The organism is Providencia sp. UF-224, assembly GCF_058245955.1.
Map to the genome: position 1 here is coordinate 406,982 of NZ_JBSICC010000001.1, position 14,441 is coordinate 421,422.

11 protein-coding genes and 1 pseudogene are annotated in these 14,441 nt (G+C 42.8%); 8 read left to right on the forward strand and 4 right to left on the reverse strand.

What is annotated here, in order from left to right:
* The first annotated feature begins 88 nt into the window (after window positions 1-88).
* From AC4IFO_RS02020 to AC4IFO_RS02035, 4 genes and pseudogenes are all read left to right on the forward strand, one after another.
* A complete protein-coding gene (locus tag AC4IFO_RS02020; RefSeq protein WP_490731398.1) occupies window positions 89-1,009 on the forward strand; it encodes a DMT family transporter in 921 nt (306 codons plus the stop codon).
* Window positions 1,010-1,373: 364 nt separating this feature from the next.
* Window positions 1,374-4,208: a tetratricopeptide repeat protein gene (locus AC4IFO_RS02025; protein WP_490731400.1), complete on the forward strand. Its 2,835-nt coding sequence runs from the start codon at window positions 1,374-1,376 to the stop codon at window positions 4,206-4,208.
* A gap of 12 nt (window positions 4,209-4,220) precedes the next feature.
* Window positions 4,221-4,292: pseudogene (locus AC4IFO_RS02030) on the forward strand (hypothetical protein); the annotation flags it as partial.
* A gap of 486 nt (window positions 4,293-4,778) precedes the next feature.
* Window positions 4,779-6,041 (forward strand): hypothetical protein, encoded by a 1,263-nt coding sequence (locus tag AC4IFO_RS02035; protein WP_490731503.1) that lies wholly within the window; start codon window positions 4,779-4,781, stop codon window positions 6,039-6,041.
* Window positions 6,042-6,084: 43 nt separating this feature from the next.
* On the opposite strand, the gene AC4IFO_RS02040 is transcribed toward AC4IFO_RS02035, so the two are convergent.
* Together AC4IFO_RS02040 and tctD are read right to left on the reverse strand one after the other, a co-directional pair.
* The gene (locus AC4IFO_RS02040) at window positions 6,085-7,515 is read right to left on the reverse strand and encodes a sensor histidine kinase (protein ID WP_490731402.1); all 1,431 of its coding nucleotides are present in this window, start codon (window positions 7,513-7,515) and stop codon (window positions 6,085-6,087) included.
* A complete protein-coding gene (tctD, locus tag AC4IFO_RS02045) occupies window positions 7,512-8,180 on the reverse strand; it encodes a transcriptional regulator TctD (protein WP_490731505.1) in 669 nt (222 codons plus the stop codon). Before tctD ends, AC4IFO_RS02040 begins: the two co-directional genes overlap by 4 nt.
* Window positions 8,181-8,492: 312 nt before the next feature.
* Between tctD and AC4IFO_RS02050 the strand changes: the two genes are divergently transcribed.
* From AC4IFO_RS02050 to AC4IFO_RS02065, 4 genes are all read left to right on the forward strand, one after another.
* The gene (locus AC4IFO_RS02050) at window positions 8,493-9,467 is read left to right on the forward strand and encodes a Bug family tripartite tricarboxylate transporter substrate binding protein (RefSeq protein WP_219247153.1); all 975 of its coding nucleotides are present in this window, start codon (window positions 8,493-8,495) and stop codon (window positions 9,465-9,467) included.
* A gap of 11 nt (window positions 9,468-9,478) precedes the next feature.
* On the forward strand, window positions 9,479-9,910 hold the full coding sequence (locus tag AC4IFO_RS02055) for a tripartite tricarboxylate transporter TctB family protein (protein WP_353243190.1): 432 nt from the start codon (window positions 9,479-9,481) through the stop codon (window positions 9,908-9,910).
* Between the two features lie 11 nt (window positions 9,911-9,921).
* On the forward strand, window positions 9,922-11,430 hold the full coding sequence (locus AC4IFO_RS02060) for a tripartite tricarboxylate transporter permease (protein WP_490731405.1): 1,509 nt from the start codon (window positions 9,922-9,924) through the stop codon (window positions 11,428-11,430).
* 602 nt (window positions 11,431-12,032) lie between these two features.
* A complete protein-coding gene (locus AC4IFO_RS02065) occupies window positions 12,033-12,401 on the forward strand; it encodes a hypothetical protein (protein WP_490731407.1) in 369 nt (122 codons plus the stop codon).
* A 44-nt stretch (window positions 12,402-12,445) separates the two neighbouring features.
* Here AC4IFO_RS02065 and AC4IFO_RS02070 read toward each other — a convergent pair whose 3' ends face one another.
* Window positions 12,446-13,009: a hypothetical protein gene (locus tag AC4IFO_RS02070; RefSeq protein WP_490731409.1), complete on the reverse strand. Its 564-nt coding sequence runs from the start codon at window positions 13,007-13,009 to the stop codon at window positions 12,446-12,448.
* A gap of 162 nt (window positions 13,010-13,171) precedes the next feature.
* Complete coding sequence (gene fabB, locus AC4IFO_RS02075) at window positions 13,172-14,386, reverse strand: beta-ketoacyl-ACP synthase I (RefSeq protein ID WP_490731411.1); 1,215 nt, start codon at window positions 14,384-14,386, stop codon at window positions 13,172-13,174.
* Window positions 14,387-14,441: the final 55 nt, after the last annotated feature.

A 14,441-nucleotide genomic window follows, 5' to 3' on the forward strand; every position in this document is an offset into this window, starting at 1 on the left:
AAAGCGTTATCGATTGTCTGGTTATCAGTATATATAAAAAATCGGTCAGATGTATACTGGATCACATTCGATATGGGAGAATGTGTTAATGAAGAATTTGCTTTTTCCGCTGATTGCGGTTTTGTTATGGTCAGTCAACGCCATCGTCAACAAAGCGGCGTCCACGGCCATTGATCCTGCGGCAATTTCCTTTTACCGCTGGGCACTTGCGCTAGTTGTTATGACGCCTTTTGTACTGCGCTCTGTGCTACGAAACCATAAAGTGGTGATGAAACATTGGTGGCAATTAGCCATTTTAGGGGCGCTAGGAATGATGCTATACCAAAGCTTAGCCTATTATGCCGCACACAGTGTCAGCGCCACGTTTATGGGGATCATGAACTCACTGATCCCATTATTAACAGTTATCATCAGTATTTTTGTTTTGCGAGTGATCCCAACAGTGGGCATCGTTCTTGGCTCCGCTTTGTCGCTGTTTGGCTTACTGTGGTTGGTCAGTCAAGGCAATCCAAGTTCATTACTCTCCCATGGGTTAGGCCAAGGCGAGTTAATGATGATTGTTGCCTCTGCGGCTTACGCCCTCTATGGTGTACTCACTAAACGTTGGTCAATTCAGCTTTCTAGCTGGGATTCGCTCTATGTACAAATTTTCTTTGGGGTGATTTTACTGTTACCAAACTTTTTAATGGCAGACGATGTGGCACTGAATAGCCACAACATTGGGTTAGTGATGTTTGCGGGGATTGCCGCCTCAATTATCGCACCCGCTATGTGGATCCAAGGCGTGATGCGCTTAGGGGCAAATACCACGTCCATATTTATGAATCTCGCCCCAGTATTCACTGCAATTATCGCTATTTTCGCCTTGGGTGAAGAACTAAAAAGCTATCATTTAATCGGTGGAGGCGTGGTATTACTGGGTGTGATGCTAGCGCAGCAGTTACGAACCCCGCTCACACAAATGTTCCGCCGTGAAAAAAAGGTGGTTCAAAAGGATACTTGCCAGTAAAATAGAATTACAAAAGCAATAAAGCAATGTCGTCACTCATATGCCCCACATTGTGGGGCTATGTTTGAAAGCCCCTCACAAAATAATCCATGCTTTTCCCTCACTTTCTTAATTTTTTTGACTCTTTTTTATCAACCTTAATGCTTTGTGACATTTTATCATCACTCAGTTATTCATTATTTTTCTGCCATTGGTAAGCTCAAAGTCACCTTATTGCTCATTGTAGACCTAATCCGATTGAATCTTCTCCATAAGCAATTAGACTTAAGCCAAACAAAATACCTCTTTAGTAGTATTAGCCTAGGGTATGCACTAAACACAGGAGCGTGGCAAACAATCTGATAAGCCATGACAAGGAAAAACCATGACTAAACAGCTTAAGATAGGTTTGTTTGCATTGATAATAATCGCTATTGCAGCCGGCATTTATTTTATCAATGCATCAAGCCAATCCAACTCAGCCCAAGCTGGGTACGACTTATATCAACAAGGTGATACTAAAGCCGCTGTTGAGCAGTTCCAAAAAAATGCCGACAACGATCCTCAATCTGCGTATGCCTTAGCCATGATGTATAAAGATGGAATTGGTATTGAGCCTGATGATGAAGCTGCGCAGCGTTATTTAATCAAGGCCGCTGAAGCTAATAATAAGAATGCGCTCTATAACCTCGGTTATTACCGCTATAACCGCGAGATGGATGATACGCCTGAAGATAGAAGTGGTCTCACGTCACTCACCAAAGCCGCGGATTTAGGCGTTATCGAAGCGCAAGAGTTAGTGGGCAGCGTGTACATGGAGGACAGATACGACGAAATCCCCCAAGATATCAAACTGGCACGCCAATACTTTACCTTAGCCGCTGATCAAGGCTCCAACTTATCAAAATTTGCGCTGGGTTATATTGCCCATCAATTTGATAAAGACAATAAAAAGGCCGTTGAAATCTTAACGCCGCTGGTTAGCAGAGATTTCCCATTACCTGCCATGCTGCTTGCCACTATTTATGAAAACGGTGGCGATGGGATTGCACCAAACCCTGCATTGGCGAAAAAATACGAGCGCATGTCTTATTCCTCTACGTTAGATTTTATTTCCCAAAGCAATGATATAGAGCCAGCGCCTTTATCGCTGTATGGTTCACAGACGGCTGAAGAGAAACAACAAGTTCTCGCCAATCTTGAAGAAAGAGCCAGTAAAGGTGAAGAATACGCCATTTACACGCTCTATCACAAATACAGTGAGGGTGACGGAGTAAAGCGCAGTGAATTGCGCGCCATGGCCTATTTGCGCCCTCTGATACAACAAAAGAAACCCAAAGCACTGTACCTAAGTTACCTTGCTGATAATAAAAAAATTAAAGCGCTCACCGAGGCTGCTGACCAGCAATACCCTGACGCAATGTATGAGGCTTATCGCGCTTATTCAGGTACCACTTTTAGTTCTATTGACCGAGATGATGCCTTAGCCAACAAATATTTAACCTCTGCAGCCGATATTGGCCATCAAGAAGCACTGATTACCATTACTCAGCGCGCTATCTCTAACTATGATTTTCCCACGAAAAAACTCAATGAGACAGTGGCGAAATATCTGCCTGAGTTAATGAAGAAGTACCCAAATTCAGCAAAGGCGCAAATCCTTGCCAGCCAAGTTTATGGCACGGAAGGCAGTGTATTATATTCACCAGAAAAATCTTTTGAGGCGACAGTAAAAGCAAATCGCATTAAGCCAAGTTATGAAACCCAAATGCAACTTGCTCGTGGTTATATTAATGGCTTCGGTACTGAAAAAAACCTCGAAAAAGCCACGCAAATACTGAAAGATAACTTAGATTCACGAGGCTACCCATCCACCGCAGATCGCATGCTAGTTCATTTATACTATCGTTATGATATAAAAGAATTTGTGGATGAAAAAACCATTGTTGATATCTTAAAGAAAGACGTTATCGAACGCGACAATGATGCATTAGCGCATTACTATGCGGATTACTTACTGCGCCAAGACCCAGAAAATAATAAAAAATTAGCCTTTGAACTATATGAAAAAGCAAGTAAATACGATTATAACGGGCGTGTCTATTACGCTGCAGCCCTGCTTAAATATCAGCCCTCTGAAACCAATACCATCGCCAATATACTGGTGGATTTGCTCGACTCATCTCGTGCAAAATCCTCGTTAACGCCCGAAGAACTGGCCACCGCCTACGATATTTTATTTAAAATAGGCTTAAATCGCAGTGATACCAAAACATTACTCGTTCACTTAGCGACTAATGAAAAAAACGCCGAAGCGCAAAAATTGATTGAGCCACTGATTGGCACTGACGCCGATATCACTTATCAATATGGCATAAACCAACTCACAAACTTAAAGAATGTTAGCGCGCTAACCAATGACGAACTCAAACCTTACTACGAGACCATTTTAAACGCAGCAGATTTAGGCAGTACATCCGCAATGTTATACATTGTGCAAAACCTTGACCGCGTGAATTACATCAATGACAAGGCCTATTATAAAGACCGCTTCCAAGCCATCTCAGGGTTAACACCCGATGACATCGTCCCACAATATAAACGTTGTGCAGCATTAGGCAGTAACCGTTGCTTATATGAACTGGGTGAAATCTACCAAAAAGGGGATTATGGGGAAGATGCAAACTATGACCTCGCGATGGAGTATTTCAACAAAATCTCTGACCCTGATTTCAGTTTTTTAAAATCACGTAAAAGAGAAATTGAAAAAGCGAGAGCCTCGTTTATTACCATTCAGGCCAATGCAAAAAACAATGACTCAGATGCAATTCGCACCCTCGCCAATGCGTATAAATTCGGAAATTATGGGCAAAAAGTCGATCAGCAAAAATGGCTGGAATACTTAGCGAAAAGCGCCAAACTGAATAACGAAACGGCACTTGAAGAGCTGATTGACTATTATAATGAAAATACCGAACTTCTGAGCGCGAACAAAAGCAAAATCATTGGTTATTATGACCAACTCGCCGCCCTTGGTAGCAAAAACTATACCCGCGAACTGGCTCACCAATATTTAAATGGTAGTCCATTAGTCGAAGCTAATCGCCAAAAAGCCCGTGAATACTACCTAAAATCAGGTAGTTGGGGAAATGAATATATCAAATACATGGATGACTTTGATATTGGAATGAAAACGCTAAATGAAAATGCAACCGCATAATACAAGGTTGGCCGTGCCTATTTGTATGGTAACGGTGTGAAAGAAGACCGCCAGCAAGCCAAGAAATATTTGAAAATGGCCAGTGATGAAGGAAACGATAACGCCATTATTCTGTACAGTGAAATACTGTATATGGGCGAGCTCTCAGACGATAAGGAAACGCTGATTGTTGAACCAAATTGGGATGAAGCCATTGTTTACTTGAGAAAATATTCTAACCCGAGCCGTGTTGAAGAATACACAAAACTGTATGACACCACCGTCGTCCCTGCACAAAATGGCGATGCGGCGGCCGCTGGTCAACTAGGGGATTGGTATAAATCCCGTGGCCGCGCTTCTGCCGCGCAGCTTTGGTACAAAAAAGCCATTGCTGGCGGTAACCTCGCTGTTTATCCATCTCTAGACAATGTGACCGAAAGTAGCCAAGCCAAGCGCCAAAATTACCTTGATGGCGTAGCAAGGGGCGACTTGTTCTCTAAAGTGCAACTCGCAGGTGATTACTTATATGATAGCCGTGTTCTCTTTGAATCTGACGAGTACAACACTGCAATTCAATATCTGCAAGAGGGGATGAAATCTACTGATAGCGATCTTTCAAAACAAGCGTTTAATTCCTTAGCAAACTTGTACCAAAAAGGTATTCGCAGCGAGAAGAACGACCTTAATCGTAGCAAAGATGATAAGAAATACTTTGCTTTACTCGAAAGTGAAGCCCAAAACCGCCCTGACGCCCTCAAACGCTTATATCACTATTACGCCAGTAGTGATCCACAAAAAGCGTTAGAGTATCTGGAACAGGCCTATAAACAAGGGGATATGGGTGCAATCAAAATGCTCTATGAAATTAATTCCCCAGGGCGCTACTGTTCCAATAGCCGCAATACGGATATGGATAAAGCAGGCACCTACCTGAAAGAGTGGTTAGAAAAAGGCAAGTTCGAGAAAAATACGGATAGAACCTATATTCAAGAACCTGAGGATTTATCTCGTGCCATGGGCGACCTCTATCTCGAAGGTGAATGTAGTGTTGAGCAAGATCTCGATAAAGCCATTGAATGGTTTGAAATTTCCTTGAAATATCACGATAAATACGCACTTGGTAGCCTCTATAATGCCTACACTCGCAAAAATGATGCCAAACACGCGTATTACATCGCGTTAAAGTTGGAAAAAGACACTGACAAGATTGAGTTGATGAATAACCTTTCAGCGGAAGATAAGCAAGAAATTGATAAACGCTTTAAAGAAGAGCAAGACTTCCAAAAATATGGCCGTTTTGCTGAACAAATTGAAGCGAAGCGCGTCAAAGCTGAAGCAGGTGATAAAATGGCCGCGTTCTCGTTAGGGATCAACTACGCACGAGGCGAAATGGTCCCTGAAGACACACAAAAAATGATTTATTATTATGAACTTGCTGGTAAAAATGGCTACCCAAGAGCCTACAACATTTTGGGCAACCTATACCGTAAAGACAACGAGCGTGGACTTGAAAAGGATTTTGCAAAAGCCCTGTATTATTTTGATTTAGGCGCCCAGCAAAATGACAGTAATACCGCACACTTAGCAGGAGATATGCTCTACTTCGGCCAAGGTATGCCAAAAGATTACGTTCGAGCAGCCAAGTACTATGATATGACCGATTTAGAACAAGGCACTCACCATGCCATGGCAAAATACAAACTTGCCTATATGTACTATAACGGTTGGGTTGGCACCAAGAGCAAAGAAGATCTGCAAAAAGCCCATGATTACCTTGAGTTAGGGGCTAAATACCAAGACAAAGATTCCATCAAAGCCTTAGAAAAATGGGATTTTAGTGCACTAAAAAAATAAAATGTAGAAACAAAGGGCGCTCAATCAAGAGTGCCCTTATTTTTTAACGAGTTGGCGCATGACTCGCGGTAAAAGCAATGCGTACAAGCAACCCACCCAATGATTCACTTTTTAATAATTGCGGTTCTGAATCATGGTAACTGGCAATATCTTTTACCAATGCTAAGCCAAGCCCTGCTCCCTCTTTCCCTAATGCATTATTTAACCGTGTAAATGCCTCCATGGAGCGGCTAATTTTCGCATCAGGGATACCGGGACCAGAATCTTCAACCTCTAAAACAATCTGCTGAGTACTTTCATCCTTCACCACTCGCACAGTCACCACCCCGCCTTCAGGGGTATATTTAATCGCGTTATCAATTAAATTGGCACACATCTCAGCAAGCAAAAGAGGTTCACCTTTAATCCATGCTGTATCAAGCCCTTCATAGCCCAAATCAATCCGCTGGCTTTCTGCCTGGCCGAGTCGAGTAAAACAGGCTTGATGCACAATCTCCACTAAGTTAATCGCCCTATATTGGCTAACTGCCGATTTTTCATGGGCTTTTAAGCGAGATAATTGCAAAAGCCTATCCGTCAGTACGATGGTGTTATCCAGCGTTTGATTGATCGCTTGTAAGCTTTGTTGGCGCTGGCTTTCATCTTCAGTATTAATGGCAACGGACACTTGGGTTTTTAACACGGTTAATGGCGTTTTTAATTGGTGAGAGGCATCCGCACTAAAGCGTTCTTGGCGCCTTACCATGCGTTTTAATCGCGATATATAACGGTTAAGTGCCTCAATTAACGGTGATAAATCCGACCACGGCAACAGGTTCGGCAATGGCGTCAAATCATTCGCTGAGCGCCCTAACATCAAGTTTGATAGTTTTTTCAATGGAGTCAAAAGCTTACTCAATAAAATATAGGCAAGTAACAAGGTTAAAAACACCACGGTTCCTTGGCTCATTAATGCGGATATTAATAATTGATTGGCTAAATCTTGCCGTGAATAGACGGTTTCTGCCACACGGATTTCCACCATTCCCGCAATACCACCTTCATTTATGGGCTGAAAAAAAGTGGCGATGCGTATCGGTAGGCCTTTATATTCCGCATCATAAAAGTAAACCAGAGCGGTATAGTGCTGGGAGCGCATCCAATAAGGGGGGATGGGAGGTAGGTCATCATAACCCGAAATAGTTTCCCCCTCAGGGGAAATCACTTGGTAAAAAATTCTGTCGTTATTATTCAATTCGAAGCTATCAAGCACCACGTAGGGCACATTAACTGATAAGTGACCATCGGTAACTTGTAGCCTTTCTGCAACCGTCCGTGCGGAGGCAAGAAGCGTGCGATCATACGCCAAATTAGACGCATATTTTGCACTGTAGTAGTGGGTATAAACAGAAAAGCTGCCCAACAAAATGAGCGGGATACCGAAAAAAAGCAGTAACTGATGAAAGAGAGAGCGTGGATGAGAGACTAATTTCATACACTACACTGCTCTAATCGGTATCCCAATCCGCGTAACGTATTGATATTAATGTCTGAACCCGCTAATTTTTTTCTTACGCGATGCACATATAATTCAATACTTTGTAAATTGGCTTCATCTGACAACGAAAAAACCTGCTCAAATAATTGCGTTTTTGAAACAGGCCGCCCTCGCCGATGGAATAAGGTATTTAATACCGCATATTCCCTAGGCGTGAGCCCTAATGGCTCTTGGCATAATAAAAAATAACCTTCTTCGTGGTAACACAGCGAACCAAAACGCTGAGGCTCATTCACCTGCCCTTGGCTACGCCTTAACAGTGCACGAATTCGCGCTTCTAACTCCGCGATATCAAATGGTTTGGTGAGGTAATCATCCGCCCCTGCGTTCAACCCTTGCACGCGGTCTGCCACATCGGAGTTCGCCGTTAACAATAAAACAGGCGTTTCTTGATGACGTTTTCGCATTTGCGCCAATACTTCAAGCCCACTCATTCGAGGAAGGGATACATCCAAAACGACTAACGTGTAATTTTCAGTCTGTAACAACTGATCTGCAATCGCACCATCAGGTGCTACATCCACGGCAAACCCTGACGACGTTAAGGCCTTTTGTAACCACAACGATAATTCATCATGATCTTCAACCAATAAAATTCGCATACGCACACTCATTATTATTACTTATTGGTATACGTTGGCATTCCCCATCATGAATGAAAAGCAATTGTCATCATTTTTACTGTGTTCATCACAACTCTGACGTTACAAGCACGTTAATGGCGTTAAATTAACATTAAATTAACATAACAAAGAAGCGAAAATATAAAACAATCTGATATATATCACATAAAAATAATATTATTTGTTAATGAAAGGTAAATGAAAGCTTCCTCAGCCAATGATGAGCTCGCAAACACAATAAGAAATCCACAATTTGTTCCTCTAATTATTGGCTTAGTAAGGAAATAAAGAATGAAAAAGTTCACATTAAACACCTTAGCAACAGCAATATTTTTAGTTGGTATAAACTCCGCAGTTGCGCTTCCTGAGCGGACTGAATGTATCGCCCCTGCTAAACCGGGGGGTGGATTTGATTTAACTTGTAAGCTAGTCCAAGTTTCCATGTTGGAAACCAAAGAAATTGAAAAACCAATGCGGGTGACCTACATGCCGGGTGGAATTGGTGCAGTCGCCTACAATGCCATCGTCGCACAGCGCCCTGCGGAACCCGGCACCATTGTCGCCTTTTCGGGTGGTTCGCTACTCAATCTCGCCCAAGGTAAATTTGGCCGTTATAACGAAAACGATGTGCGTTGGCTTGCCAGTGTGGGTAGCGATTACGGCATGATAGCGGTACGTGCTGACTCCCCGTATAAATCCCTCAAAGATTTAATGGATACCTTTAAAAAAGACCCCAATAGCATTGTCTTCGGTGCAGGGGGTTCTATTGGCAGCCAAGACTGGATGAAGACTGCGTTACTCGCTAAAGCCATTGATATAGACCCACGCAAAATGCGCTATGTTGCCTTTGAAGGCGGCGGGGAAACCTTAACGGCGTTGTTAGGTAACCATATTCAAGTGTTATCGGGGGATATCAGTGAAATGACCCCGTATATCAATGAAGGCAAAATTCGCATTCTTGCCGTGTATGCAGACAAACGCCTAGGTGATGGTTTAGCTGATATTCCAACTGCCAAAGAACAAGGCTATGACATTGTTTGGCCGATTATTCGTGGGTTCTATATGGGGCCAAAAGTCTCTGATGCAGATTACAACCAATGGGTTGAAGCCTTCCAAAAACTGCAACAAACCGACGAATTCAAGAAGCAACGCGAATTGCGCGGGTTATTTGAATACAACTTAACGGGGCAAGAGCTCGATAGCTATGTGAAAAAAGAAATCGAGCAATATCGTGAACAAGCCCGTGCATTTGGTTTAGCCAAATAACGGAGCCGACGATGAGCCAACGCATATTTGCCCTAGTCTGGCTGATATTGTGTGTCATCGGAATTTATATTGGCTGGGGGATCCAAAGTGAGTTCTCTTATGAACCACTGGGCCCCCGCCCTTTTCCGGTTGCCATACTCTCCTTAATGGCGATGTGTGCGCTTGCCCTGCTGTTTGGTAAGCAAGAAGCCGTTGAGTGGCCGAAACCTTATGTACTGCGCCGCCTTGCATTATTAATTTTATCCTTGGTGATTTATGCATGGGCGTTTGAGTGGTTGGGTTTTCCCATCGCCACCAGTTTATTGACCATCAGTGTCGCGCTGTTATTCGGCGCAACCCCTATCGCCGCGGTGATTTCAGGGCCTGTCCTTGGCATATTTCTTTTCTATGCCTTTGATAAGCTGTTGGATGTGACTCTGCCCATTGGCAGCCTGCTGAGTTAAGGAGCGACAATATGGAAACTTGGATGTATCTATCGCAAGGTTTTGAGGTCGCCCTTGTCCCTCAAAATATCTTGATTGCCTTAATCGGTTGCTTTATTGGCACCGTCGTAGGCATGTTACCGGGGTTAGGGCCGATTAATGGCGTAGCGATTTTACTGCCACTCGCCTTTGCCTTAAAACTGCCCGCCGAGTCTGCGCTGATTTTACTCGCCACCGTGTATTTAGGCTGTGAATATGGCGGCCGGATATCCTCTATTTTACTGAATGTCCCCGGTGATGCCGCCGCGATAATGACGACGTTAGATGGTTATCCTATGGCAAAACAAGGTCGTGGTGGCGTAGCGCTGTCAATTTCAGCGGTAAGTTCCTTTATCGGTTCAACCATCGCTATCGTCGGTATTATTTTGTTCGCCCCGTTACTTGCCCAGTGGTCACTCGCCTTTGGGCCCGCCGAATACTTTGCACTAATGGTATTTGCCATCGCCTGCCTTGGTAGCATGATGAGCCAAAACCCGATTAAATCCCTGCTTGCGGCGTTAATTGGTTTGTCACTCGCCACCGTCGGGGTCGATGCTAACTCTGGAGAATACCGTTTTACGTTCGATAGTGTGCACTTATCGGATGGCGTGCAATTTATTGTTGTCGTGATTGGTTTGTTTTCCGTCAGCGAAATTCTGCTGATGTTAGAAAGCACAGCGGCAGGGCAAGGTTTGATCCGTAAAACAGGCCGCATGCTGTTTAACCGCAAAGAAGCCAAAGCCTGTGCGGGCCCAGCTCTGCGCTCGTCATTTATTGGCTTCTTCGTTGGGGTATTACCGGGAGCAGGCGCAACGATTGCCAGTGCTATCACCTACATGACGGAGAAAAAAATCAGTGGTGAAAAAGGTGATTTTGGTAATGGTGATGTGCGCGGTGTTGCAGCACCAGAAGCGGCTAATAATGCCTCTGCATGTGGGTCATTTATTCCGATGCTAACTCTTGGCGTGCCGGGTTCGGGAACAACCGCAGTCATGATGGGGGCATTAACGCTGTATAACATCACGCCGGGGCCTGGAATGTTCACCGAGCAACCGGACATCGTGTGGGGGCTGATTGCCGCCCTGCTGATTGCCAACGTGGTGTTACTTATCATGAATATCCCATTAATTGGCTTATTCACCCGTATGTTAACGGTACCGCTTTGGTTTTTAGTCCCTGCTATCGCGTGTGTTTCAGCCGTAGGCGTCTATGCGGTTCACAGTACGACATTTGACTTACTGTTGATGATGGGGCTTGGGGTGTTTGGCTTTATTTTACGGAAAATGAATTTCCCCCTTTCCCCGTTAATTTTAGGTTTTGTATTAGGCGAAATGTTGGAGCAAAACTTGCGCCGCTCGCTGTCTATCAGTAACGGTGATTTCGATATTTTGTGGAGCAGCACCATTTCACAAAGCTTATTAGTCCTTGCAGTGTTGGTACTGGTACTTCCACCAATTATTAAACGCATTCGCAAACGTAAATTGCAACACACTCTCTCTTAGCTCGCCTTGCGGGTACCTTCTCTGTAAAACTTTGCCCCAGGTTGCTTTCGGGGCATTTTTTTTACTTATCAATTAACAGGAAGCTTTGTATAACTTAGCAATATCACATTTTTATTGTGTGCGCTTTCACCATAATAGACATATTTTGATTCTGGCATTGGCATGAGCAGTGAGGGTTTTGGATGTTTGGCAGACAGCGGAAATGGCTTGTTATTATTAAATATGCATTTAATTCTGACTGCGAATAGGCTTTTAATACTGTTAATTAAAGCGCTACCTAAAATTTTTAAGTCATTTTTCCAAATTTTGCATCGTGTGAAGTTCATATTAGTGCCTCTGATTAACCTTATTTGACGCTAATATCATCGCACTAACTTGATAGTAATAATTTCAGAAAATGATGTTTTATTATTCGAATTGACTACTGTAAATGTTTAATCAGACAAAGACGATTGGCGCAATAGCACCAATCAATTAACTTACAAACTTCATTCACTAAAATAATAAACGATATGCTTGATAGATTGTTTTTTGTTCTTTTTAATATCCACCCTAAACCATTAGCATATATCCGCACGGTTAATGTTCACGGTGACAATTACGTGATCCACAGCCAAAACCCTGTCATTATCGCAGAGAAAGACAGCGGTTATATTCAAATAAAATCCGTTGGTAAAATGTATATTTTCTGCGGGAAAATGCTGCATGTTACCGTGAAAAAAAACACCAGTTTGGTGACCATTGGCTGGGCAAAAGGGAAAAGCCAAATTTTTGAAGTGTGCAAAAATGTGAAGGATACAACGAAAAAAATAAACTCCAGTCATTCAAACTCAAGTTATGTACCACCCTATTATGACAATTCATCCAATGATGATAACCACCGTACAAGTAGCAGTTTTTGTTCGAATGATAATTCAAGCTCAGACTGTTCTTCATCGGATTCTGGCGGGGGTGATGGGGGTGGTGATTAAGTCAAAAATGGCAGAAAACAACACTGCCATTCATTTTATTGTTCCTAAAAATCAAACCTTAAATAGATTTTATTATCTGGCATGATATTATTGAAATGTGATTCATCTTCTTCCATTTTTGTTTTAATAATCTCTTTAATGCCATCGCTTATACTCTTATCGAAATGAACCATTGATGTGTGGCTTTCTGGTTTAATAGAAAACATAATAGGTGATTTAATATTTTTAGTTTCAGGGTATAACTTATTTATATAAGACGAATAGACATCTGATAACCTTTGTTCATATTTTGCTTTATGACTATCATTCACATCTAAATTATTCACCTTTTTCATTTGTGAAATAAATGCCTTTAAGACATTATTTTCTGTAGGTTGCTCAATCGCTTTAATCACCTTTGCTGAAGTTGCGCAGCGATTTTTCGTTTCTAATAATGGCAAACAATTACCACAACCTGATAATGATGTATTCACGCCCATTAAGGCGTCAGCAATTCCTACGGTAATTAAACCTGCATACACAGGAAGCATGACCAAGCCTGAGGCAATTTCAGCTCTATTATTGCGTATTCCATTGTGTATTTGATGACCCGCTAAAGAAAAACTCATCTACATTCCTTGTCTTAATAATAAAAATGAGCGGTATTTATAGCCCACGGGACAAAGGGATGCTTTCAAAAAAAGAAACTACAACAAATCGATTTATAAAAATAAAAAAGCGAGATCCAAAGACCTCGCTTATCAATATCTTATTTGTATTAGTGATATAAATTACGCTTTATATTTGCTCATCACTAATGTGGCGTTAGTACCACCAAAGCCGAAGCTGTTTGACATCACTGTATTCAACGCTTGTTCCGTTGGTTTAGTCACGATATTCAAACCAGCTGCTTTCTCATCTAAGTTTTCAACGTTAATGCTTGGCGCAATAAAGCCGTGTTCTAACATTAATAAACTGTAGATAGCTTCGTGTACACCCGCAGCGCCCAATGAGTGACCGCTCATTGCTTTCGTTGCAGAGATAGCCGGAGAGTTATCACCAAATACTTCTTGGATAGCTTCTAACTCTTTCGTATCACCAACAGGTGTTGAGGTACCGTGAGTATTGATATAATCAATTTTATCAATACCTTGCATTGCCATTTGCATACAACGCACAGCGCCTTCACCAGATGGAGCAACCATGTCAGCACCGTCAGATGTTGCACCGTAGCCCACGATTTCAGCGTAGATGTGTGCGCCACGTGCTAATGCGTGTTCTAACTCTTCAACAACAACAATACCACCGCCGCCTGCAATAACGAAACCATCACGGTCTTTATCGTACGTTCTTGATGCTTTATCTGGCGTTTCATTATACTTGGTAGACAACGCGCCCATTGCATCGAACTCACAAGTCATTTCCCAGCTCAGCTCTTCACCACCACCGGCGAAAATCACATCTTGTTTGCCCAGTTGAATTAATTCAACTGCATGACCGATACAGTGCGCAGATGTGGAGCAAGCAGAACTGATTGAGTAGTTCACACCTTTAATTTTAAACGGTGTTGCTAAGCAAGCAGAGATACCTGATGCCATTGCACGGGTCACCATGTATGGACCTACACCGCGTAAACCTTTAGCACGCATGCCGTCTGAACCCGCGACTTGGTTACGTGGAGAACCACCGCCTGAACCAACAACAATACCCGTACGTAAATTCGAAACTTGTTCTTCAGTTAAACCTGAATCCGCAATCGCCTGTTCCATAGACAAGTAAGCATATGCGGAACAATCACTCATAAAACGGTACATTTTACGGTCGATCAGGTCTTTGGGATCTAAATTTTTGACATTACCCCAGACATGGCTACGAAGCCCTGCCTCTTTGAATTCTTCTGAGAAAGTGATCCCGGAACGACCTTCCTTCAGAGAAGCCAGTACTTCTTCCTGGTTATTACCAAGGCTGGAAACGATACCTAGACCAGTGATGACTGCACGCTTCATTCGTTACCTCATGTCTATATTTATATGATTGCGGGATTACAGGGTGTCACTTTAG

Bases quoted from the DNA above. Each gene is read 5' to 3' on its own strand.
- fabB (WP_490731411.1), bottom strand. From the start codon at position 14,386: ATGAAGCGTGCAGTCATCACTGGTCTAGGTATCGTTTCCAGCCTTGGT.
- tctD (WP_490731505.1), bottom strand. From the start codon at position 8,180: ATGCGAATTTTATTGGTTGAAGATCATGATGAATTATCGTTGTGGTTA.
- AC4IFO_RS02035 (WP_490731503.1), top strand. From the start codon at position 4,779: ATGAAATCTACTGATAGCGATCTTTCAAAACAAGCGTTTAATTCCTTA.
- AC4IFO_RS02040 (WP_490731402.1), bottom strand. From the start codon at position 7,515: ATGAAATTAGTCTCTCATCCACGCTCTCTCTTTCATCAGTTACTGCTT.
- AC4IFO_RS02070 (WP_490731409.1), bottom strand. From the start codon at position 13,009: ATGAGTTTTTCTTTAGCGGGTCATCAAATACACAATGGAATACGCAAT.
- AC4IFO_RS02020 (WP_490731398.1), top strand. From the start codon at position 89: ATGAAGAATTTGCTTTTTCCGCTGATTGCGGTTTTGTTATGGTCAGTC.
- AC4IFO_RS02055 (WP_353243190.1), top strand. From the start codon at position 9,479: ATGAGCCAACGCATATTTGCCCTAGTCTGGCTGATATTGTGTGTCATC.
- AC4IFO_RS02060 (WP_490731405.1), top strand. From the start codon at position 9,922: ATGGAAACTTGGATGTATCTATCGCAAGGTTTTGAGGTCGCCCTTGTC.
- AC4IFO_RS02025 (WP_490731400.1), top strand. From the start codon at position 1,374: ATGACTAAACAGCTTAAGATAGGTTTGTTTGCATTGATAATAATCGCT.
- AC4IFO_RS02050 (WP_219247153.1), top strand. From the start codon at position 8,493: ATGAAAAAGTTCACATTAAACACCTTAGCAACAGCAATATTTTTAGTT.